Genomic DNA, 22,370 nt, shown 5'->3' with positions numbered 1-22,370 from the left:
CGGTCTGTCCTTTGATCGCGGCTTTCTCATTCATCGACACTATCCTTGGCCAGGATCACCTGCAGCGCCCGCCGGCCGCGCGAAAGCAGGCTTTCCAGGGCATCGACGCTGATCTCCAGGATCGCGGCCGCCTCTATGTTGGACATCTCCTGATAGTAGACCAGGAGGATCGCCTCGCGCTGGCGCGGCGCGATTGCCTGCAAGGCCTGCTCGACCCGATGCGCCTCCTCGCCGGGATGGGCATCGGGAAGCGGGGCGGGATCGACAATGTCCGGCACCTGGTCGGTCACCTGTTCGCGGCGCCGGCGCAACCGGTCGTAACAAAGGTTGAGCGTCACCTGGTGGATCCAGCTGTCGAAGCGTGCATTGCCGCGCCGCCAGCCCGATGCGTGACGCCAGATGCGCATAAAGGTTTCCTGCGCGACATCCTCGGCCTCCGCCGCATCGCCGAGCATGCGCGCGGCCAGCGAAAGGATGCGCGGCAGCTTGCGCGCGACGAGCGTCCGCACCGCCGCGGGGTCGCCGGTGCCGACCCGGCGAACCAGCTCCTCGTCCGGGTCGGGGCTCATGGGTTGGCGCACACCCAATGTCCATCATGCGTCATAGCCTCTTGGTCATTGCTCCGGCTTGGGAGCGGATTTGTGGCCCGGCATCTCGTCGCCCGTCAGAATGCCGTCGCCATTCTTGTCCAGCCTGGCAAAGCGCTTGGCGAAGAACGCATCGAGCTCGGCCCGGTCGATGAAGCCGTCATGGTTGGAATCAATGCGCGCGAAGGATTTGGCGGGATCGCCCTTGACGTTGCGCTTGGCCTGAAAGGCCTCCCATTCCAGCAGGCTGATCTTGCCGTCGCCGTCCGTGTCGGCGGCCATGATCGCCTTCTCTCGCCGTTTCTGGAACTTGGCCGGCGTGATGTCGGACTTGGCGGCCGACGAAGTCGCGGCGGGCGGTGTGGCGGCCGGTGGCTGTGTCCCTGTCTGGGCCAGAGCCGCGGTGGTCAGCAGGCACAGGGCAGCGGCAAGGATCGAACGGCGTATCATGCTTCACGTCTCCGGTTGGCGCATTGCCATGGCCCGATGCCATGGTCACGCTTCAACCGTTAAACGTCGTGATCGCAGAAATCCGTCGGTCGCCATGCCTATCTCGCCGCTTGCCGGCGATGATGGACTTTGGCGGCCCAGGGTACGGCAGAACACCTCGTCCGGCGCATCTGAATTGCGCCGGGCCGGCCCGCCCGTTGGCGAAGGCGGGAATTACGTCGATTGGTCGGCGGCGATCAACTGATCCGATTTGAAGCCGGCATGCTGCGGGGTCCACACATCGCCGTCTTTGTTGAACCAGTGGCACAGATACATGCCGGAAGCGGCGCCGTCGCTGACCGTCATTTTCGGGCCTCCCGACCTCAGCTTGACGACGTCTCCGGTCTTGAAAGTGTTGGGCATTTGGACCTCCCATGCTGACACCCGACATTTCATACCAAAACGGGGGTCCCGACAATGGCATATGGGTCTTCTGGGCTACTGTCTTATGCGGCAACGCGGAGACATCGCTGACGCGCCATCGGGGCGAACCGGGCAACCCCCCAACAGGTCAGTCCACCTCGATCACACGCCTGGCCGGCTTCCCAGTCGGCTCCCGTCGGCGCGCAGGCGGGGCCTTGTCCGCCAATGCCTCCTGCTGCAGTCTCTGCTCCCTCAGGCGGGTTGTCTTGGCGTCCCTTGCGTGACGCTCGGCATCCAGCACCAGCCTCGCCTCGCGGTCCGCTCTTGCCAGCTTTTCCTTGTCGACACGCCTTGGCAATTCAAAACCTCCTGTCATGGAACTGTCGGCAGGAAATGTGCAACCCAAGTGTCTGTTCCAAAAAAATAGAAATGCGCGGTCCATCATTTGTTATTGAGATTTGAAAATCCCGAATTGCTCGCTTTCGCGAGTTTTCCAAGCCCGGAGCAAGTCGCGACTTGCCTCGCGGGTCTTCGGCCAGATCTGCACCGCTCCCGAGTTGTTGTCGATCGACGGGCAGGTCCTTGCATCCATGGCAAACGCAAACGGCCGGGGATTCGGGCCTCTTCCGCGCGTCCAGGCAGCTTCGACCATCGGTTTGAAAAACTGGTGCCGCTTAGGGGCATCGAATGTATACGGTAACTGTTTTAGATAACAACATAAATCTAATAACTATGCTGGGAATACCCCCAGAAATACCCCCAATCAATGCTGATGAATCCAAGGCCCAGTCTCGTGGAGGTAGGAATCCACATTGCAGGCGTTTCAACATACGCTGAGTCGCCGAGTTCAAGGTGGAGTTAGGGCATGGTGCAGTCTGGTCGGGTTGAACCTCATACAATCGACGACAAACTGAAAAAGGTAGAGATTTTCGACGGGCAGATTGATGCGGGCCAGTCGACGGAGGAAGCGTGTCGCGCGGCCGGCGCATCGTTATCATCCATCTACCGCTGGAAGCGCGACCCTGGCCTTTTTAGCCAATTGGCACCGGACTACGAGGGAGCGATGGTCAGGATTGACCAAGCGATTGCTATGTTATCGCGCGAGGAAACCGATCGCTCCGTCCGAAGGCAAGCAATCCTCGAAATTGCGATATGGCTGATGTGGCCTATGCAAGTGCTAGAGAGGCCCATGGCACTCATGGCCTTGAGCGCTGTGTACTTTAGACGGTCGCGACAGGCAGAAGCTCTAAATGATCTTGAAGGCGCGGATCTTGAGGAGCTATCGGGCATCATCGATCTCCGTCAATTCGAACGCATGTTTGAACCAGAAACAGGGTTCATCCCGCATTTTCGATGCTTCAACATTGACGGCAAGCCCTTCACCGCGAGATCCGTTGCAGGTAGCATTGCTTGGTATTTCCTATCTGCAGATGCGGACAAACTTGACACCCGACCCAGCATCCAGCGGGCCCATAAAGCCATAAATAACCATGGCTTTAAATACGATTGGGGGTTGTCCGACAAATCTTTTCGCTCGTTCTGGAAGTCGCACGCAGCGACTATGCCCATGCTTTATGTCGAGCAGTTCGACAGCAAAATCGAATGGGTTCTCGATCCAGAATCGGATTCGTTCGTCGATGACCTCCACGAAATTCTGGATTGCCCCGACCTGGTCCAGGATTTTCTAAGCAGGAGTAAATGGGCCACAAGACAGATCATGTCTAAAGTCGACAAACGGGCTTTGGCTGGCCTTAGGTTCCCGAAGTTTCCCGACGACCTTGACGAGACGCCGTGCGATCCGCCTCCCCTTACCAAGAAGGTCCTGGCCGCGCTGAGAGCATAGCGAGGGAACAAAATTGTCATGACGTTTGCGGGTATCCAGTTTGTTGATTGAAATTTCCTCTTAAAATCAGCTATTTAAAGAGTATCTTACGATCCTGAGTCTGGTAAGAACTTAGTCGTTTTCCGTTCGTATGGGTAGGTCGATAGGTTTCCTCTCGCTGCACAATTGTAGTGCAACGCCCCGAAAGAGGAGATCTCAAATGACGAATTTCGCTGTGGGCGATGGCCCGCCGAAGGCGAAACCTCTCGAAGCGCTTCTGCGTCTGAAGGCCGTTATCAGCCCTCACGGGCCTATTCCGGTCAGCAAGTCGACCTGGTGGGAGGGTGTTCGCTCGGGCCGCTTTCCCAAGCCGGTCAAACTTGGGCCTCGTACGACTGTCTGGCGTCAGTCGGACGTTCAGCTGTTAATCGATAACGCGCCTCCCTCTTGGGTTGATTCCAAGGGGACCATGTAATGATCAACAGAAGAACCGACGCTGTCCCTGTTCAGGTGATCGATTTTGTCGATGGCAAGGTGGAGGTGCGAGATCAAATCGAAAACGAATCCCCTTCGGTCTCCAAACTTGGGATAGCGCTTGGTGCAAATCTGGCCAATTTCGGCTCAGCCGAAATAGCATTGCCGCTTGGGGCCCAGGATTGCGTAGACGGCTTTCGCCAGGCGCGTCCCTCCACGGAGCTTCGCCGAGCACTGATGGAATGCCACCGGGAGACCACAACACAGCTTTTGGTGCGCGGTTGGAAGGAGAAAGTGTACTCGTTCGCATCGCCATACAAGCTCTACATCGAGATGCTGGTTGGTGGCGCAGCCGCTGTCGATCATGTGCTGAGCGAGGACTACTTTCGGCAGCACCGGAAGCGTACTCCCTCCCCCGAAAAGGTCGCGCTTATTGCGATGACGGTATTCGTGAAGCCTGAGAAGGAAGACCGGTCCGCATGCTCCGACTATGCGTGCGTACTCGAACACGCTCGCGATATGAATGTGTCGCCGGGCGACCTAGCCGAGTGGCTCTTGGCGACGACACTCAGCATCTGCAAACGCAAGATTCGTGCGAAGCGCAGAACCGAGCAAGTCGGCGTGACCGCGGGTCCGGAAATACTGCAGGCGCCGCCGGTCACGACTGACTCTCTGCCTGACACTTCCAACTTAGAGGTTACCAGCTGGCACACCGACAATGGCATGGAGCAGGTCGTAAAGTTCGAATGCCGCTTGGGTCGGGTCAACGTCAATGCTCTCGCGACCAGCGGTGCGCCACTTGTGGAGTTACTTCGCCGTCTGGTCGAGCAGCTTGAGAAAGCCGCTGTCACGGAAAAAGGACATGAAGAAAATGTTTAGCTTCACCGACGACTCCGCGAACTCGGTACGCTCGGACGTATCATTTCTGAAGGCCCGCAACGTGCAAAAGATCCTGTCGACTGAGGAGCTTTCCCGCCTGCACTCCAGCCGGCTGGCCAGGTTCTCCAATAACCAGATCGACGAGAACCGTTGGGGCCACCTCAAGCAATGTGATGGTTCGGGTTGCGTCAATATCACGTGCAGCGCCACTTGCACGTTTGGAGAGCGTCGTCAGATTAACCGCCTTGTACGACAGGCCGCGATCTTGATGCGTCGCGACGGCCGTCCGCAGCATTTCGTGACCATCGTCGCCCCCGACTACTTTCGGCCGGCCGGCCAGTTGGACACTTTCTCGGTCAACGGTCTTTTCCAGGGCATTCGCCGACGCCTTAGGGCTGCTCCGGCAAACTGGGCCGGCGCGCTGGCCGCAGGTGCTGTCGATATTTCCTATAACCGCGAAGCCGATGGCCGCGAATTTTGGACGCCGCATGTTCACCTGACGGTCGCTGTCGAGGCGGAAAGGGCTGAAGTTGACCGGGTCTTCAAGCCGCTTCGTGATCCCCCGCCTGAATACGTTGGAAGACTATTCAAACCCGTTGTCTCGAAGCCAGTCACAAACCTTCACAACGCGCTTGCGTATTCGATGAAGGCTGAGGTGACGGGACGTCGGTCAATCCTTGATGGACGCCAGAATGTCGACCGAACTGGATTTGCGATCAATGTCGCGGCGAAGTTGGAACACGACCTTTGGCTTCTCGGTATGAAGCCGCGTGATCGAACATTTCTCGCTGGCATGAAGGTGGGGAGAGGAGGGCTTGCGCTGATTAATCAGGCATGAATTTTGTCGTGTTCAAACACCAGATCTTGTCATGTTCACGTGCCAATTTGGTGTGTTCACGCTCCGGTTTGGTGTGTTCAAAGGCACGATTTTGCTGTGTTCATACCTAGGATTTGGTGTGTTCGCGCGCCGACAACGTGCCTTCCCAAGGACTATATATGAGGAGTTAATCACCACTAATGCAGTAACACTACCCCCCACCCCGCCAACTACCTCACCGCACACTTCAACGCTCCTAACCTACACCACAACCCGGGTAAGCACCCCATTTGATATGTTCACTGCATAGGCCACCTATCGAGCTATGATCACCATCAACTCCTGCCCTTGATAGGGTTCATGATCGATAAGCCCGCCCACATGTGACGGGCTCATCACACCAATAAACCTAACCTCAATACAGAGAGCACTGACCCACGCAGGAACGCATGTTCCCGGCCCGTAAAGGGCTGTGCCTATCGCTCACCCAACAAACACTGAAGGAGAAATTTTATGACCATCAAAACCACGAACACGGAACAGGTCAGCCGCAAATAAACTCCGTTCGACGCCGAGGGAACGGTTTCTACAGAGCCTGAACATTGCCCAACCGGGAATGAGGATTCCGGCGCGTAAAGGGTTTTGCCTTCGATCATCAACAACAATAGCGAGGAAAACATGACTGCCCCGACCAGCACTATTCGCCCGATCACCTACTCTTTCGAACTGCTCGACTGGATGTTGGAAAAGGCGATGCAGGCGGGACCTATGGTCCCTGTCGCAGCCACCATTATCGAATTGCTAAACGAAATGGTTACTGAAATTCACGCGTACGGCTTTCTACCTGCCCAAGCTGAACCGGGTGTCTACCTGGACGAAGTTCTCAACGTTTTGTCGCAACCCAGCAATGTTGGCAAAGCGAGTGAAAAGCTTATCGAGTTCGTTCATGACATCCTCATAGCCAGAACAATCCTGGACCAGGAGCAAGAGCTCTATCAGGTGATTGAGCAACTCGCGAAAGTCGCGCGCCTTGAGTCCGCTATTACCTTCAAGAACCTCGAAAACGGCATCAGGATAACGTCCTCCGACGCTTTTATCGCTGCCCACGGCGTACTGATCGACGTTACCGTCCTAAAGCAGCTTCGGGTGCGCAGCGCGCTGCGGCCATGGCACCCCCGCTACGGTTGGGAGGTGGTTGCGAAAGCTTCAATTCCCAAAAAGGCATCGAGCAAGAAGACTCGCCGCGGCGGGTCTCTACTAAAACCGTAGCCGATGACAGCGCGAAGGACACCTAGCTCCTACCGCTGATTAATCACGATGACCACGACGTCAGGCTGGAGACAGACTTTTCGGCGCGTAAAGGGCTGTGCAATCAACTTCCCGCTGCCGGATTAACGGAAGATGCTAGGCGAAATTATTACCTATTCAACCTCCAATCTTAAGGACACAGAAATGAGAAAGCATGTTTCGCCACCGCAAGGTAGTACTAACCACGGGCCGCTGGCCCGAAATCAAAACAGCCTAGATGCGCCATCAAACAAATACGGGATGCAGGGCGACTGATCGGGTGGCTTGCGGACGCGGCCAAAGCTCATGCGCCCATTCGCGACGTGCCCAAGGGTGCGATCAGGCTGTTTGACCCGGTCGTCGCAGAATTTGTTGAAGAAGGCTTCCTGGCTGAGCCATGGGATTGGGGAGAGTGGTTCAACAATGAGTTCTATTGCCTGTACGAACTCGAAACTCAAAAATGCTCCCCCATCGTCAGCTGGCTGGCGACCGATTGCTACGCGGAAATCATCAAGGGCTATGGACCGCTGAAAGCTGACTATTTTGTCGAGGCCCTCGCGAAGGCAGTGCTGCCGGTCGGTGCGCTCGAGATCACCCGTGAAGCACGCTCGACCAAAACTCGGAGCACGATCTCCTTCGAGGCTGAGTTCGGCCTCCGAGTTGCCGTCGACATCACTAATTAGATCCACCTTCCCCCTGCATAGCCCGCTCGCTGAACTTATGGAGGTGACATGGCTGGCTAAGATGACTGCCCAGTAGAGACATCTCGTCATCCTGGTATGTTGCTAACCGCGCGCTGGGTCGCCACGGACACAGGGTCAGCTGCCAGCAGAAGCTTCGACCAAGGCCCTACAGAAAACACCTCAATAGAGCCCGAACATTCCCAACCTGGAACAAAGATTCCGGGCCCGTAAAGGGTTTTGCCTGACGAACCGATAACCGACTTGGAGGAACCATCGTGTCCAAAACTAAAAAAGTCCGCAACATTACTGATCCTCACGAACTACTTGATTGGGTAGTAGACCAAGCTGTCATGGCCGGACAACAAATTACCATGACAGATCCATTCTTGGATAAGATCGATGAGTTCGTTGAACAGGTCCGATCCTATGGCTATCTGCCTGCGGCGGAATTTCCGCACGTTTACTTTTTCCTGTTCCTGAACCGCCTGTCTGATCCTGAGGAAACCCCGGCTAGGCCCAGGAAGGCCAACGCCGATCTCGTTGAGTTGGTCGCCTTCATCGTAGCAGACCTTACGGTATCAGAGCTCGACATTGAACTGTATTCAATGGTCAAGCGCTTCGCCAAACTAGCGGACTTCGATGAGCCGCTTTCGATTGCCGTCGGGAAACGGTCGGTCCGGATAACTTCCTCGGACGCCCTAACGCGCACTCATAGGGTGCGGATCGATGTCGAGGTCGCAAGGCGCTTACGGTACGATGCGAAGGCGTAGCGTCGCTGCCCCAGTCAGTCGCCCGAAAGTATCGCTGGCATGGCCCAAAATTGTCGGCTGGCAGGGGAGGCGTTAGTCGGTAACTAACTGGACATATTGACAAATCGATTGACAGAGGCATAAATTCCTATTATACTATGCGCTGTTCGGACGGTCGATTTTGGCCGCTGAAGGCCGAATTAGGTGGGGTTTGAGCACTTTTCGTTTTGGGGCCTTGAGGCCGGGTTTTGCGCCTGCGGCGTCGCGCCGACACCACCGATCACCGTCCGAAACTCGCACCAGGGCCCCAATCTCGGGGCCCTTTTCTTTTGGAGAACCAAATGACGAATCCAGCAGCCAATGGCGTGGCAACGCCATCCACTTTGCCAGTCCTGATAGTCTTAGGCCTCGATGACGGCGGCAAAGCCCATGCCTCGTGGTTCGGCGAGGCCGAAACCGACGTTGCCGAGAAGGCGGCTGGCATGATGGGCATGGCGGCGCTTCGGGCATCGACAGACGAGCTAAGAGATCTTGCGGGCAAGCTTCCACAGGGCCGTGTGTTCGCCTCCGGCAAGGCCTTCGTGCCGTTCGTGAAAGCGGCAACGTTCGACATGATCGCCGATCACTTGCCGAAGTCGTATGTGTGGCCAGTACGAGCCGCAAAGCCAGCGGTCGAGAAAACCAAGCCCGGCAAAAGGGCCTCAGCAGACGGCGCACCAGAGAGTGGCCCAAGGCGCCCCGACCCGCATCGGCCGACCGACTGGGATAAGATCGAAATCGGCAGCTTGGTGCTGGCGACCGAGGGCGCTTTTCAAGGCTGGTACGAAGCAACCGTCACGAAGATCAGTCCGGAAGGTTTGTTCACCCTTCGTTGGCGTGACTGGCTCGACGCGCCGGCCTTTACGCGCAAGCTGATCCACATTGCCTTGCTCCATCCCGATCATCGGGACTGATCGAGCAGTTCGGGCGGCATTGCTCAGCCTGCCGCCCACTCTCCCCAACACAAATCGTCCACAGGGTCGTGGATACGGCCAGGATGAAGGATTCGATTATGGCTTTGGACTGCACTTTCAGCGGAGCATGTGGGCTCGGTACTCGGCAGCAGCGCATCGCGAGCTTAAATGACAGCTTGCGCAGAACGGGACAAGGTGGGCGCGTCGTGTTGACGGTCGGCATCACCGGCCTTCAGGCAAACGTCCGTGGGGACATCATTTCGGCGGTCGCGAGCTTCGACCGATTCAATGGAGACAACGACCCGCACGGCGAGCACGATTGCGCTGTGATCGAAGTTGGCGGCAAGACCGTCATCTGGAAGGTCGACTACTACGACAAGTCGATGACGTACGGGTCGGATGACCCAGCCAACCCGGCGCTTACTACCCGCGTACTGACCATTATGCTCGGGGAGGAGTACTGATGCTCCGGCGCAACCTTACTCGCCGGGCTCTCCTGGGCGCACTCCCGGCCGTGCTGATTGCTCCATTGGCATCCCGTTGGTCAGGCAACCTGCCCGAAAGCGCTGGCGGCACGTTGGACGAAGATGTGTCGCCTGTGTTGATGAGAGCTATTTGCTCCCACTGCGTCGCATACGCGAAGTGCATGCGATTAGCCCGTGAACCTATTTCGGCGAGCCCTCAAGCAATCTGCGACGCCATACACGCGGAGCGAATGCTTTTGCTCGCCCTCATCTCTTTTCCCGCCCGTAACGCGGCCGAGCGCGATGACATGGCAACATACCTTTCAGCCTTTCTCAAGCCGGAATCTGAACCCGCGGAGCATCGATGCCAACAACTCAAACCATCGAGCGGTGTCACTGTGCTCGATCCCTCCGAGCCTTCCTGCCTGAACGAAGTGGTCCCGGCCGAGTTGACCCGGGCTCAGGCTCCTCGAACAGCGTGCCAACTGGGATCTCTAAAGCCTTTGCTACCAACTCGAGTGTGCTGACGGTGACATTTTCAGAGCCGCGCTCGATTCGACCGAGATATGCCCGGTCGATACCCGCCTCAAGCGCAAGCCTCTCCTGTGAGAGGCCGCGCGCTACTCGAAACTTTCGCAGATTCCATCCGATAGCGCTGCGGGCATTCATGCCCGCCATTGACAATGATTGCGGCTTGACAATCGACGGACTGTCAGTCCCTGATTTCATGCGGACTTCGTATCGTTGGGGGTAATAAATGAACGAATGGTACTACGAGCAAGACGGCACTCATGTTGGGCCGGTGAGCGAGGCCGACCTCAATGTGCTGCTTGCGAACAGGTTGATTGATGCGGGCACGAGAGTTTGGACGTCGAGCTTTGGCCAGCAGTGGAAGCATGCTCACGATACAGAGCTGCAGATGCCGCGGCTAACAACGCCGCCGCCGTTGCCGCCTCCCATCAACCCTATGGCGCAAGCTTCACCATCAGCCGGGCCTCCACCAGTCGCCACTGGTCAGGCGGTGCTTGCTCAACCTGGAGCAGTAACCGAAAAGTGGGCAATGTGGCTGGCCTTCGTTCCACTAATCTTGCTGGCCGTCGAGACCGCGTTTGTAGCCGCTGGCTTTGACCCTTATGGCCATAACGCCCAAGCCCGTGGAATTTCGATCTGGACTGGCATTGCTACGTTTTGGCTGGCATACAAGGATGCGAAAGCGATCAACAACGCAGGCCGCAATCCGCTACGCCGTTGGTTGCTAATCTTCATTGTGCTGACCCCGATAGGATATTTCATTCGCCGTCGGTACGTCGCCGCCGCTCCGCTGACGCCGTTATGGATTTGGCTGGTGGGTTTCGTCGTTTACGTGCTGGGCGCTGGAGCGCTCACCGCGCAATGAAGGCGAACCGATTACTCTTCGCCACTGGCGTCATATCGGCCGCGACCATGCTAATGCCGGGCCAAGCGCGGGCTGCCCTGGATGACAACCTCGACGCCGGGACCGTGGCTTTCGGCATCTTCCTGTTGGTGGTCGCAATCGTCTACGAGCTACCGGCGATCATCGCGTTCCTCAGAGGTCACCCAAACAGGTGGCTGATCCTAGTCCTGTGCACTGCATTGGGTGGCACCGGCATTGTCTGGCTGGGTTGCCTCATCTGGGCGTTTATGGCCATGCACATCAGCAAAGACCCCGGCGGGTCCAATGGCGGTGAGTCTGGACTCAACCTTCTCGCCAACGATGTTCAACGGGTTCGGATCGAGAACCCTTCAGGCATCCAACGATCAATCGTTCAGTCCGCGCACCTTGATACTGTCGACAGACTGGAGCGACTAAAAAAGCTGCTCGATGATGGCGTCATTGACGACGCCCAGTTTCGGCGCATGCGCGACCTGATCGCGGGGGGGCTGACGAACTAGGTTGTGGTGCACATTAAAGCACGTTAAGGTTGCAGGCGTTGAAACGCGAAAAATCACCCCAGCCTTGGTGCCTCAATAGGTGTTTTTCAGGCCATACAGGGGCCGCCAGCGCGCGAAATCGCCTGCGGGGCTGCTTGGTCGATCGAGCCGACGCAATGTTCGGGCCACCCCTCGCCATCGCCGATCAAAATCATCGAAATTGCAGCCTCAGGTAGGCCAGTTGATTTATTGGCTCTCGAGCCGATGGCTCACCGATGGAGTCCCGAAGAGTCCAACTTGTTAAGCCGAGGTGGATTGTCGAGCGCATATGCAGAGTCGAGCCGTGTCAAAGACCGCAGCATTAGCTAAGCTTCAGGGGCATCCAAGCTGCCTGTGGTCCACAACTGCCTGCTTTCTTCTGGGGTGAGTACGCCTTTTTTCTCAACAGCCTTTTGGATGGTCGCGAGCATTTGCTCCAAGCTAAGGGGCGACCGCGCAAGCTCCTCCCGAGAAAGTCCATTGATATGTGGGACACCAAAGTGGCTGGCGAGTTCGCTGATCTGGTGGTCATTTCTGCCAGCGCCGACATTGCTTAAGTGCAGAGCCGAGTCCTGCGACCCCTTCCACGGAAATTCCATCCATCGCCCCGGCGTTTTGACGTAAGTGCTCCCTACGCGACGCCCCATCCAGAACAGCCAGATATCGTCGCCTTGGGGACAGAGCTTCGTGAACATCTCCTCGTCCACTGCTTCTGGCGATAGCGATTTTGGCCCGTAGAGCACTCCCCCCACCCCGGTGGGGAAAAGCATTCCAGCCGTCTCTGCAACGTCATACGTCCACTTGTTGTAGGCTGCAATTTGCCCGTCGTCGTCGAAGGCCACTGCATGGCCTCGGTGGAACACTACAGATCTTTCGTCCGCGCGCTTGACGAGTTCCTCGAGCCACCTTGCGGAATAATAGACATCGTCATCTGCCGTGACGATGTAGGCCGTCGGGAAAGCGAGCAGGGCTGGAACGATCTTTTTGTAAGATCGGATGTCCCGGCAAAATCGAATTTCGAGCCCTTGAGATTTCAGGTACGTCACGGACGCGGGTAACTGGGCCGCATCCTCGGCAGTAACCCACAGAATGATGCGATCTGGTGCAACGGTTTGGGAGAGAAGACAGCGCAACGTCAAATGCAAAGTCGAAAAGCGCTTCGGGTACGACGTCAGGGAGACGATCAACTCCGCAGACAAACCGTGGGGCCGCCCTTTTCGCCTGAGCGGCCATCTTAGGGCGATCAAAGCTTTCGCGACTTCTGGCTTCAATGAACGGACCGCGTCGGCGCGATACTGTTCGAGCCGCCAGCCGAGCCCATTGCGGACCCAAGCAATCGCACGGCCCGGCGCACCGGTACCGGTCCCGAGGAACCATGGTGAGAGCCACGCAGACCGTCTCAACAGCAGGTATATAACGTAAGGGCCAGATACCGCCGCGAGCAAGATAACGGCCTCGTTGCCCACTCCCACCCTGCGAAGAGAGAATTGGAAGAACTGATGCAAGAACATGATGACCAACGACGCCTCTCCGAGCTTGGCCATAGGCACTGAGATTGGTGTTGTAGCTGCGGCTCTCCGCACCAACATGAGCACGGCAAGCGATAGGGCCAGCGCGATCAGGAGACCCAGGACAGGAGGGCCGAAGATCGAATACTTCATGTTGAACTGAATGTCGGCGCCATTGGCTGCTGCGGCGAGCGCGACAACGCCAACTGTTGCCACGAAAAGGGACACGGTGCGAGGTCGGAATTGATGCGTTCGAAGCAGATGACCAAACCAGTAGCAGCACAACGCTATGGGCACCGCCGCGACTGCCCAAGGTGAACGGTTCATCGGCCAGTGGATCTGAATTGCATAACCAAGCACGACGCAGACAACGATAAACCCGACCATCCGCAAAGTGCCTGGACCCTTTGCCCAAGTCGCAGCTTCATTGTAGATGATCTGGGTGAGAAACAAACAAGTCACGAACCAGAATACGCCGAAGTCCTGCCATAGGCGCATACCGCCCAGGATGTCGTTGACCACCATTTCTCGAAGTTCCCAAGGCGCGGGAGCGTCGTGCAGCAACATTCTACGAGCGATCACCGCAAGCGTCAAAAACGACAAAAACGCCACGTACGGGACGAGAAGGCTAGCGACTTTCTTCCAGAAGAGCTGACTGCGGTCTGCAGGCTTGTACACGTAGCCAGATATTACAAAGAACAGCGGCATATGAAAAAGCAATACCGCGTTCGCAAAAATGCCGTCCCACCGACTGCTGCCAGCCCCTGCAATGTGGGCGGACACGACAAGGAGTATGCCCACACCTTTCGCAGCATCGAGCCAAACCTCGCGATTGGTCATGTTGAGCTCCAGCCCTGCATATAAGCAATTCTAGATCAGACCCTTCGCATCCGCAACACGAAATTGTGCGTCGCACCATAGTCGAGAGCGGCCTCGAAAATATTTAAAAACTCGCCTTCATCGAGTCCTCGGTCACCGGCGCTGGTCGAAAAAAGGCTCCTGACGACGGCGACCGGCTTCATGAGATAAAATACGAGGCTACCGGACGGAGCCTTGAGCAAGCCGGGCGAGGCAAAGCCAACCCAGCGGCCTGCCGATGACCGGTACTGGCCGACCGGGCTTGGTTAGAAGGACAGGCGAGCGACAATCTTCGCTTGCCTGACTCCTGGTACGGTCGGCACCGCTGTTTCAGGAACCCGGAAGGTCCTCAGATTATGAGCTTTGGTAGTTGACCCCGGTATGGCAGCCTCTGCGGCGGCAACGTCCCTCGCGCTAACCTGAAGTGACTTACATGCCCCTTTCTCGTCCCAGAGATTCTTGGCAACGACACTTCCTACAGCCGTCGTTATCGCCCCGGGCGCGACATCATTGGGTGCCACCTGCCGGGTGCCTATCAAGGCCTTGATAGCCTCGCCAAGGATTGCCGCGGACTCGGCAAAGTCCACGCCCCGAACTTGATCGAACCGCTTCTCAGTGCTGCCGTCCACAATGCAGTGATGCGCGATGAAGACCCAGTCGTGAATCATGTAGGCTGGCGCATATCCCCAAGGCGAAAGTCCCTTGAACACCTGCGCGATCTTCGGGATCGAACCGCCGTCTGTGTACATGAGACCCGGCTGGATCGTTCCGCCGGGAGCGGCGGTATCCGCCCGATGAAAGACCAGAGGGGGGTCCGGCACAAACAGGAAATTGCCGTCACCGGAACTGTTGCCTTCACCGACCCACATCACGAACAAGCTCCCGGACAACTGGCCCGTCGCGAGCTTCCGATAGTCGACCGAAGTGCATCCAGCGATGAGAATGGCTATAGAAAAACCAATTGCGAATGCCCATCCCTTTGGTTCTTTCAACATCCGGAAATTCCCAGTTCGCGCGCGGCCGCACATCGCATGGCGATCCCATTGCCCTCCGCTGAGAAGATGCGAAACGTCTCGTCGTTGTTGCATGTGGCCGTGATCGACCCGTCGCCGAGGCGGCGCGCATCAACCACAAGGGGAGTGACGTCGGGCGAAAAGTTGTCTTGGATGATCTGCTGGGCGATTTCCGTAGGTTCGCCATCAGGCTCTCTACTAAATTGCGCCAAGGCCAGCGAGGGCAACACTACGCTCAGTCCCAAGGCGGCGGCATATGTCGTCATCTTGCGCGAATGTCTCAACATAGGCTTTCGCATGGGATGCCATCCTTGTCCCGGTCGAGCTTGCCGCCCCATGAACAGTTCTGCAGGTACCAGTTCGCTTCCTCACAAGAGCTTATTTGCGAACAGGTTCGCCGCGGCTCGCATGTATAGCCGCCGCCTTGCGCGACCAGCTTTCTGGTGACTAGGCCGAACGGTTGGTTCGTCGGCGCCGTCCCATCTGCATGCGACGCTCGCCAATCCCAAGGCGCTTGGAAGTTGCCGACCCACATCCCGATCTTTGCCGCTTCAGCGGCCGCCTGCTGCTGGGCGTACGCGCCGTGGCTGTAGCGCGGCCAATCCAGTGCTTGGCCGTGCTCGACCATCCAGGCGGCCACGCTGGCACCGTTGGCGCGCCGGCAGTCCCCAACGAAGCGGCTATAGCGATCCCAGCTGACGAACGTGCATTGCACCGGCCTCGAGGCCGCCAGGAATGCGTCCAGCGCGTCCGCCGAGCGGCGCCCGCAAGGGTATTCGAATCCCTTGGCGTCGTCGCAATATTGCCGGCTCTCGGGCGCGTCGATGCCGTTGAAGCGGATGCGCTGCCCGTGGATCTCGATCGTGTCGCCATCGATCACGGAGGCGACGCCCGCGATCGACGCCGGCTTCGGCCCCAAGTTCGACAGGTCAGATCCGGCAGGCCATCGGTGCGCTGCATGACGAACTGAGCGATAAACAACGCAGCCGCTGCGACCGTGCTCAAAACGAGCCGCTTCGGAACGCTGGCCAGTAAGAGTACGCGCCGCCGCTTGGCGCCGGTCCGCTGGCGCCACTGATCAGACCGATTGTCGTATCGAGACCTCTCCACTGTAAGTCAGCCCTCGCAGCCGATGCCATTATGGTTGCGATCAAGCCCGTTTGGATCGGATGGGCCAACGGCGACCGGGCCTTGCACGACAGGATTGTTCCCCTTGCCGCCCGCGCAGTCCAAATCGACCCGGCTGTTAGGATCTTGGCCCGAAGCAGCCGCAGGAGGTGGTACGCCTCGATAGCGTTGAATCACCCCGGCCGAGCGTTGCCCATCGCCCTCGATGTGGGTGTTCTGGCTGTTCGGATTGAACGGGTCCACGGTCTGCAGCAGCATGTTTGAACGATTGGCGTCACCAGCCGCTAGCGTCACAGTGTCGTAGTTGTTGAGATAGTCGGCGCCACAGCCGCTGACCGTGATGGCAATGCCGAGATACAGCGAAATTCTCTCTCGCATGGGCCCGCACCCCTTAGACCGGAGCCGGGTTGACGCCGGCTGCCCTCAGCTTCGCGGCAAGCGTTGCACGGGTGGCACAAGCGGCCTTCTCGCCTGCAATGCACTTGTTGTTCGCGTCCGACCAGTCCAGCAATGCCGTATTGATCCAGCTGCCAGGTGCGCGGGCTATCCCGTATGGTGTCGGTGGCGCGCCACTAGCCACGGCTGCGGCTGCTGCAACTCCCTGACCATGAGGCGCGCGCTTCCACCCATTGATGATCAGACAGTTCTTCATGAATTGATCTTCGGCGGCCAAGTTGCCGAGAGCGTTGCCAATTCCGGCACCCGCCACAAAGCCCGGCGATCCGATCGCAAATAGCCTTGATCGGCCGAACCCTTTTTAAGTTCGCATTGAGCATGGGCGACGTCGAAACTAGGCCCGTAGCCGATCTGCATATAGTCAGCTTGATTACCCGTCTGGCAGCCGCATAGCACTGCAATGGCACCAAGTGCCATTATTGGATTTATTTTCATCCCCTCGCCCTCCCAAGGCTAAGTGGCAGCATCTATCAAAGTTGATTCTCGTGCAAGCGGTGACAACTACTGTCGTTGAATTCAGGCAGAGTGGAGCTTTTAGCCTCTGCTTTAAGAAGCGCCCAGATATAGGGGTTATTCTCTGCGGGTGAGGGGCGGCCGGGCTGCCGGGGGTGTGCTTAGGTTTGGGGACCGGCAACCGGGCCATGCCGGTGATCCTCCCGGTAGAAAGGATAATGGCTTAATATTAGCATTGTCGCAAATACGTGCATATCCAGCCCGCTACAGCGTGGTCAATCGCGCTTCCCAAGCCGATTGCGAAGCCCAGGAGCAAGCTCGCTGCCATCTTCCGGGCAGCGAGCTGTAGCGGCTCCCCTGGCTGTTGTGAGGGGCGTTCAAGGTGCTGGCGATATCATCAAAGCGTATTTCATGCCGAGAATCTAGATCGAATCGGGCGAATGTGAATCCCCGGTTTGTTCAGGGCGGAACTGGAGCCGATGCCCCGTCATTTGAGGATGAAGTAGAGTGGAATCAGAATAGAAAACGCAGCGAGCGCTGTGAGAAATAAGTCTGTGATCATGCCGTCGCCGTGCGCGATGAACCCGACGCGTCGGTATCACGCAGCCCCGCCCCAATATTGCCCTAACTGACCATCGCGTAATCAAGACAGGAGTGCAAGCAAGCATTGTCTAATATCGGTCTACGTTGGGTCGATCCCCACAACCAATTTCGCCGCCACCCTTTCACCTGCGCTGGTTGATCCCAGCGCACTCCTGCACTTGCCCGCTGCCGAAAGGTGGCAGGCCTTTTTGTTGTGTGGTAAAGGGCCGCCTGAAGCGGGGCGGGCATGCGCATATTTATTTTCGCGGCAGTGATCTTGGTGTTTATGGCGGCCGGCTTTTGGCTCACGGCCGAGCTCGTCATTCAATCAGCTTGATGGCTACTCGGCGCGCTTTTTCAAGGGCTGCGGAACATGTGTCAGCGGCCAAGGTTCGGGAGCTGGCCGCACCACTCCCGGCGGCCTTCCCAAGTGGCTTGCCCGCTGGCTCCGGTCAGCGGGCTTTTTGCGTTTTGGGTCTCGCACCGGTGCCAAGACTACCGTATTGTGCTTGAGGGCATTCGAAATGGGGTTCTTTTAATGGGCTATCTCGTGTTGCTGCCACTCATGGCAATGGCCATTGCCATGAGCCAAGGCATTCCGCCTCATCACGCATTTCTTGTGGTTGCGGGGATGGTCGCGGCCGTCCTTGGCGCTGGAGCGTTGATATTTGGTTTCTTCTATTTGCTTGGCACATTCCACCATGCACCCCTTGCGTACGGACAGTAAACCGACCTTTTCGCCCTTCTGGCCAAGGGCAAACTTGGTCAGCCCGCGCTTTTCTGCCGAGGGGCGCGGGCTTCTAGGTTGGAGGCGCTTGTAGCTCAAACCGAGCGTGGCGACCGGCGATCCTCGGCATAGATCGAGCTTGCCAGCGCGTCTAAGCGCTTGAGGCCCTCACTCGGCTGATCTGAAACAACCATGTCCTGATCTCTTGCGGCTTTGACAAAGGCCGCGAACGCGATGGATTGCCGGCAAGTTCCTGCCTTGGCCTCATCCAGCAGACGCAGTGCCTGTCGATAGGAATGCAACTCCTTGTTCTTCCATTGCCCATTCATTGCCGCTCTGGCTTCGGCGACCGACGAGACGGCCGTTGTTTGGAAGTTCACAAATTTAATCTGTACAGGCAGGAAAGCAGTCAAGGTCAACCCCTCTTTGACGGTGATAAGGCCTTGCAAACTTTTCAGACTGACATTGGTTGCAGTCGCCGCCGGCCTTTTTGCATTGTTCGGCGCGGAACAATCGAGATTCACATTTGTTATCCAGCTATGGAAAAGGCCGAGTCTTGCGAACCGATACCGGATGGAATTCTGCTCGCCGCTGCAATATTGCAGGCGGCTCTCCAAAAGCGATCTACGCCGGCGACCCGCGCGGTCAATGACAAGCCTCGTCCACAGGTTGGACCTCAGTCGCCGCTGGACGAATGAGCGGAACCTAATATCCCTCAGCGGCTTATGCCCCCATGAGCACTCGCGGGATCAACTTCCTCGACAAGTGGCTGATCAGCAATGTGTCAGGTCTAGCCAGTTCGGACGTGATTTCAGTTGCCGAGGCTATTCAGAAGCTTTTCGCCGACGCGAAGGCGATCGGGATCAGTAGCACCGAAATCGAGGAAGAGACCGGCAGCGTCTATGAAACGGTGCTCGATGCCATCGTGCATCATGAAGCTGGTCTTCCAGAGTGACGCTCCAATGCTGGGTAGCGAGGCTGCGACGTGTTCGTCGTCTGCTGAACATAAAGGTCATTTCCGCCTAGGGAATTCGATCACCTTCGCCTCGGGCTTTGGCTCCAGCGGCTCGTGACCAGGGCGCTCGTGCCAGAACACCTGGTGGAAATCGCGCTGGTCAACCCGCTGACCGCATGCCGGGCAATTGTAGAAATGGTCTTGCTCGTCTGCGAGTTCGGCCCCGTGCACCTTGCCACGAATCGGCGGACCGAAGTCGGCGCTTTCGCTCCATGCCAGGAAATCCGGCCGTTGGTCAGGTCCAACCATGCTGTATCCATATACGGTGGACCTCTCCTCATCGACCACTCGGAACCAATGATCCTGCAAAATCCCTGGCGACACAGACTGACCGGCCAACGTCTCTGCTGCCCTCCTTGGATCGGTCTCCACAACGTCACCAGACACCACGACTAAGTCACCGTAGATCTCTTCCACCCGGTATTTCGTCATCGTCGCCTCGTTTTCCGGGTGGCAACGTGGCGCGTTTAGCTTTGTTGCATCGCGCCTGCAATCTGCGTTTGGGAACCATTTTAGCTAAAGCTTATTGAATGATAGGTTTCGTGAGTGAGTTGATGCGTCTGAAATTCATTAAGCCGATGGAGCCCGAACTGGTCGACACCCCGCCCCAAGGCGATGAGTGGATTCATGAGATAAAATTCGATGGGTACAGGACCCAGGTCATCAAGGATGACGACGGGATTCGGCTGATCACCAAGAATGGCTATGACTGGACCGGGCGCTACATCCAGCTTGCCGGCGAAGCAGCGGCGATCGAGGCGAAAGACTTCATCATCGACCGCGAGGCGATCACCATCAACGAAGCTGGCCTGTCTGACTTCCATGCACTGCAATCAGCCATCACGAGCCGCAAGCCATCTCGCGACCTCTATCTGGTGGCGTTCGACCTCCTAGACCTCAATGGCCATGACTTGCGCGAAATGCCGGTGGAAGACCGCCGCGAAATTCTCGAGGCATTGATCCCGACCGGCGGACGCATACAGTTCAGCGAAGCAATGCCCGGGACCGGCGATGCCGTTTATCACCTTGTCGATCAAGCCGGCCTGGAGGGGATGGTTTCAAAGCGCAAGGACAGCAAATATCGCAGCGGACCGACGATGAACTGGCGTAAGATCAAGTGCTATGCCGAAAAGGAAATGGACATCATTGGCGTTCAACGCGAGGCCGGGAAACCTGCGATGGTGCTGATGGCCGACAAAGGCCGTTATGCCGGCGGCGCCTTTGTCACGTTCAAGGCTCACAAGCGACAAGCGCTGTGGGATCGCGTGCAAGGCAAGGTCGGCGGACCTGTTCCGAAGGGTCTGAAGAGCGACAAGGCAGAATGGCTAAAGCCCGGTCTGGTCGGCCGCGTGCGGTTCCTGAAGGGCGAGGAGAAGCTACGTCACGCCAAGCTGCTCGATTTCCGGGATAGGCAATAGCCAACGCGTGCCTGCCGTCAGGAAGGCGGAGGCTGTCGGCGAGGGCGACGCGATCGAATAGCCGTCCCGACTAGGATGGCCAGCTTCGTCTCGGTGAGCTGTGGCTTGGCCCCCCGATGGGCTCGGGATGGTGGAGGCCCGCCTGCCACCTGTCAGCGCCCACGTAGCAGCCTTTTCTATGATACAGTTCCGACCAAGGCGGATCACATGGAGGACCATCCAGTGACTGAGCTCGCATCGGACGTTCGCACCCCGGCAGCCCAATATATCCGCATGTCCACAGAGCACCAACGCTATTCGCTGGACAATCAGTGTGCGGCCATAGCGGAGTATGCCGAGCGCCGTGGCTTTGCCGTGGTCAAGACTTATGCTGACCCCGGCAAGAGTGGGCTGAGTCTAAAAGGAAGAGATGGCCTGAAGCAACTGCTGACCGACGTTGTGTCCGGCCAGCCTAGCTACTCGGCCATATTGGTGCTGGATGTGAGCCGGTGGGGGAGATTCCAGGATACGGACCAAGCCGCCCACTATGAATTTATCTGCCGCGATGCTGGTGTCGACGTGCATTACTGCGGCGAGCCGTTCGAGAATGACGGCAGTATGGTCGCTAGCATAATGAAGAGCCTGAAGCGGGTAATGGCGGGCGAGTACAGCCGCGAACTCTCTGCCAAACTGTCCCGAGCACACCATCAGCAGGCTCGGCTTGGGTTCAAGCAGGGGGGGCCCGCGCCGTACGGGACTAGGCGCTTACTGGTCAGCGACGACGGAACGCCGCGATGCCTGCTCGAACCGGGCCAGCGGAAGGGATTGCATTCAGACCGGGTGATTTACGTCCATGGCCCTCAGGATGAGCTTAAGGTTGTTCGGCAGATTTTCCGGATGTTTCTGCAGAAGCGAAGCATTTCGCAGATTGTTGAGACGCTGAACCACGCCAATATTCCGTCCCCAAATGGCCCATGGGGCTGGGCTAGAGTTAAGGGCGTTCTTCGATGCGAGCTGATGATCGGGAACTACGTCTTCAATCGGACGAGCCGGAAGTTGAAAAAGCCACTCACCCACAACCCTCCGGAACTTTGGATACGCACCAAGGTGATGGAACCTATAGTGGCTCCAAGAACGTTTGCTCAAGCGCAGCGGGAGCTTCATTCGCAACGGATCTATCCCTTGCAGGAAGCGGACATGCTGAAGAAGCTGAAGCGGCTCTTCCGATCGAAAAAGAAGCTCTCACAAGATATTATCAACGAGTGCCCCTACACACCATCCTCGCATGCGTATTCCGCGCACTTCGGCAGCCTCCTGACCGCCTACAGGGCCGTTGGTTTTGAGTGTCCGCCAACTGGCCTACGGGGCAAATACTACTCTGATGATGAACTTCTAGATGGCGTCCGCCGACTGCATGCCGAATTTGGATTCGTCACGATGGCTTTGATCAACGCTGCTAGCGGCCTGCCGAAATACAAGGTTTTCACGAAGCGCTTCGGCTCGATTGTGAATGCCTACGGCCTAGCCGGGTTCCCCACGACGAAGAGCGAGAGGATCGCAGCGGCGCGGCAGCGAGCAAGCGCTAGACGTGAGAATAAGAAGGTTGCCGCAGTATCGGGAGAAGAAGCGCGGCACCCCTAAGAGTCTGCCGAAAGTTTCCATAAGACCGCTTGACGGGCAAGAAATTTGTTCCTTTTCTGTTCTCATGGCGCAAGATCCGATCGACACGCTGGG

General features: G+C 57.5%; 28 protein-coding genes. 15 read left to right on the top strand and 13 right to left on the bottom strand.

The features are described 5' to 3' along the window. Positions 1-26 precede the first annotated feature (26 nt). From LB554_RS15290 to LB554_RS15275, 4 genes are all read right to left on the bottom strand, one after another. Entirely contained in the window at positions 27-569 is a 543-nt protein-coding gene (locus tag LB554_RS15290; protein ID WP_224585342.1) for an RNA polymerase sigma factor, read from the bottom strand. A gap of 45 nt (positions 570-614) precedes the next feature. Further along, positions 615-1,037 (bottom strand): EF-hand domain-containing protein, encoded by a 423-nt coding sequence (locus LB554_RS15285; RefSeq protein WP_224585341.1) that lies wholly within the window; start codon positions 1,035-1,037, stop codon positions 615-617. Between the two features lie 213 nt (positions 1,038-1,250). Further along, a complete protein-coding gene (locus tag LB554_RS15280) occupies positions 1,251-1,439 on the bottom strand; it encodes a YodC family protein (protein ID WP_015314066.1) in 189 nt (62 codons plus the stop codon). A 148-nt stretch (positions 1,440-1,587) separates the two neighbouring features. Next, on the bottom strand, positions 1,588-1,797 hold the full coding sequence (locus LB554_RS15275) for a hypothetical protein (RefSeq protein WP_015314065.1): 210 nt from the start codon (positions 1,795-1,797) through the stop codon (positions 1,588-1,590). Positions 1,798-2,304: 507 nt separating this feature from the next. Here LB554_RS15275 and LB554_RS15270 point away from each other — a divergent pair. The 9 genes from LB554_RS15270 (at position 2,305) to LB554_RS15230 (ending at position 9,567) form a co-directional block, all read left to right on the top strand. Further along, entirely contained in the window at positions 2,305-3,282 is a 978-nt protein-coding gene (locus LB554_RS15270) for a hypothetical protein (protein WP_224585340.1), read from the top strand. Between the two features lie 130 nt (positions 3,283-3,412). Beyond that, positions 3,413-3,736, top strand: a complete 324-nt coding sequence (locus LB554_RS15265; protein ID WP_318013207.1) for a helix-turn-helix transcriptional regulator — start codon at positions 3,413-3,415, stop codon at positions 3,734-3,736. Continuing rightward, complete coding sequence (locus tag LB554_RS15260) at positions 3,736-4,614, top strand: hypothetical protein (RefSeq protein WP_224585337.1); 879 nt, start codon at positions 3,736-3,738, stop codon at positions 4,612-4,614. Before LB554_RS15265 ends, LB554_RS15260 begins: the two co-directional genes overlap by 1 nt. Then, a complete protein-coding gene (locus LB554_RS15255) occupies positions 4,598-5,452 on the top strand; it encodes a hypothetical protein (RefSeq protein WP_224585335.1) in 855 nt (284 codons plus the stop codon). The genes LB554_RS15260 and LB554_RS15255 overlap by 17 nt, the downstream gene beginning before the upstream one ends. 657 nt (positions 5,453-6,109) lie before the next feature. Further along, positions 6,110-6,700: a hypothetical protein gene (locus LB554_RS15250; protein ID WP_224585333.1), complete on the top strand. Its 591-nt coding sequence runs from the start codon at positions 6,110-6,112 to the stop codon at positions 6,698-6,700. Between the two features lie 341 nt (positions 6,701-7,041). Beyond that, a complete protein-coding gene (locus LB554_RS15245) occupies positions 7,042-7,401 on the top strand; it encodes a hypothetical protein (protein ID WP_224585331.1) in 360 nt (119 codons plus the stop codon). Between the two features lie 275 nt (positions 7,402-7,676). Then, entirely contained in the window at positions 7,677-8,171 is a 495-nt protein-coding gene (locus tag LB554_RS15240; protein ID WP_224585329.1) for a hypothetical protein, read from the top strand. Positions 8,172-8,491: 320 nt separating this feature from the next. Beyond that, a complete protein-coding gene (locus LB554_RS15235; protein ID WP_224585328.1) occupies positions 8,492-9,103 on the top strand; it encodes a tudor domain-containing protein in 612 nt (203 codons plus the stop codon). An 83-nt stretch (positions 9,104-9,186) separates the two neighbouring features. Continuing rightward, entirely contained in the window at positions 9,187-9,567 is a 381-nt protein-coding gene (locus LB554_RS15230; protein ID WP_224585326.1) for a DUF3768 domain-containing protein, read from the top strand. A 393-nt stretch (positions 9,568-9,960) separates the two neighbouring features. On the opposite strand, the gene LB554_RS15225 is transcribed toward LB554_RS15230, so the two are convergent. Next, complete coding sequence (locus LB554_RS15225) at positions 9,961-10,236, bottom strand: helix-turn-helix domain-containing protein (protein WP_224585381.1); 276 nt, start codon at positions 10,234-10,236, stop codon at positions 9,961-9,963. Positions 10,237-10,324: 88 nt separating this feature from the next. On the opposite strand from LB554_RS15225, the gene LB554_RS15220 reads away from it, so the two are divergent. Together LB554_RS15220 and LB554_RS15215 are read left to right on the top strand one after the other, a co-directional pair. Further along, positions 10,325-10,963, top strand: a complete 639-nt coding sequence (locus LB554_RS15220; protein WP_224585324.1) for a DUF4339 domain-containing protein — start codon at positions 10,325-10,327, stop codon at positions 10,961-10,963. Continuing rightward, the gene (locus LB554_RS15215) at positions 10,960-11,481 is read left to right on the top strand and encodes a superinfection immunity protein (protein ID WP_224585322.1); all 522 of its coding nucleotides are present in this window, start codon (positions 10,960-10,962) and stop codon (positions 11,479-11,481) included. The genes LB554_RS15220 and LB554_RS15215 overlap by 4 nt, the downstream gene beginning before the upstream one ends. A gap of 344 nt (positions 11,482-11,825) precedes the next feature. Here the strand turns inward: LB554_RS15215 and LB554_RS15210 are convergent, their stop codons facing one another. From LB554_RS15210 to LB554_RS15185, 6 genes are all read right to left on the bottom strand, one after another. After that, a complete protein-coding gene (locus LB554_RS15210) occupies positions 11,826-13,847 on the bottom strand; it encodes an acyltransferase family protein (RefSeq protein WP_224585320.1) in 2,022 nt (673 codons plus the stop codon). Between the two features lie 284 nt (positions 13,848-14,131). Then, positions 14,132-14,860, bottom strand: a complete 729-nt coding sequence (locus LB554_RS15205; RefSeq protein WP_224585318.1) for a DUF1353 domain-containing protein — start codon at positions 14,858-14,860, stop codon at positions 14,132-14,134. Then, on the bottom strand, positions 14,854-15,144 hold the full coding sequence (locus LB554_RS15200; RefSeq protein ID WP_224585317.1) for a hypothetical protein: 291 nt from the start codon (positions 15,142-15,144) through the stop codon (positions 14,854-14,856). The genes LB554_RS15205 and LB554_RS15200 overlap by 7 nt, the downstream gene beginning before the upstream one ends. Before the next feature lie 14 nt (positions 15,145-15,158). Beyond that, entirely contained in the window at positions 15,159-15,758 is a 600-nt protein-coding gene (locus tag LB554_RS15195; protein ID WP_224585315.1) for an excalibur calcium-binding domain-containing protein, read from the bottom strand. A gap of 236 nt (positions 15,759-15,994) precedes the next feature. Further along, positions 15,995-16,384, bottom strand: coding sequence for a calcium-binding protein (locus LB554_RS15190; protein WP_224585313.1), 390 nt, complete (start codon positions 16,382-16,384; stop codon positions 15,995-15,997). 270 nt (positions 16,385-16,654) lie between these two features. Beyond that, a complete protein-coding gene (locus LB554_RS15185; RefSeq protein WP_224585311.1) occupies positions 16,655-16,897 on the bottom strand; it encodes a hypothetical protein in 243 nt (80 codons plus the stop codon). Positions 16,898-18,035: 1,138 nt separating this feature from the next. Here LB554_RS15185 and LB554_RS15180 point away from each other — a divergent pair. Continuing rightward, positions 18,036-18,224, top strand: coding sequence for a hypothetical protein (locus tag LB554_RS15180; RefSeq protein ID WP_224585309.1), 189 nt, complete (start codon positions 18,036-18,038; stop codon positions 18,222-18,224). 95 nt (positions 18,225-18,319) lie between these two features. Here LB554_RS15180 and LB554_RS15175 read toward each other — a convergent pair whose 3' ends face one another. Continuing rightward, on the bottom strand, positions 18,320-18,841 hold the full coding sequence (locus tag LB554_RS15175; RefSeq protein WP_224585306.1) for a DUF982 domain-containing protein: 522 nt from the start codon (positions 18,839-18,841) through the stop codon (positions 18,320-18,322). A 116-nt stretch (positions 18,842-18,957) separates the two neighbouring features. On the opposite strand from LB554_RS15175, the gene LB554_RS15170 reads away from it, so the two are divergent. Then, positions 18,958-19,179: a hypothetical protein gene (locus tag LB554_RS15170; RefSeq protein WP_224585305.1), complete on the top strand. Its 222-nt coding sequence runs from the start codon at positions 18,958-18,960 to the stop codon at positions 19,177-19,179. A gap of 57 nt (positions 19,180-19,236) precedes the next feature. Here LB554_RS15170 and LB554_RS15165 read toward each other — a convergent pair whose 3' ends face one another. Further along, positions 19,237-19,671, bottom strand: coding sequence for a hypothetical protein (locus LB554_RS15165; RefSeq protein WP_224585303.1), 435 nt, complete (start codon positions 19,669-19,671; stop codon positions 19,237-19,239). Positions 19,672-19,793: 122 nt separating this feature from the next. Between LB554_RS15165 and LB554_RS15160 the strand changes: the two genes are divergently transcribed. Then, the gene (locus LB554_RS15160; protein WP_224585301.1) at positions 19,794-20,657 is read left to right on the top strand and encodes an ATP-dependent DNA ligase; all 864 of its coding nucleotides are present in this window, start codon (positions 19,794-19,796) and stop codon (positions 20,655-20,657) included. Between the two features lie 222 nt (positions 20,658-20,879). Continuing rightward, entirely contained in the window at positions 20,880-22,277 is a 1,398-nt protein-coding gene (locus LB554_RS15155; protein WP_224585300.1) for a recombinase family protein, read from the top strand. Positions 22,278-22,370 lie beyond the last annotated feature (93 nt).

The organism is Mesorhizobium sp. CO1-1-11 (genome assembly GCF_020164995.1).
GTDB classification, from domain to species: domain Bacteria; phylum Pseudomonadota; class Alphaproteobacteria; order Rhizobiales; family Rhizobiaceae; genus Mesorhizobium; species Mesorhizobium australicum.
Note: the sequence above shows the minus strand (reverse complement) of the source record. Positions and strands in the feature narration are given on the sequence as shown.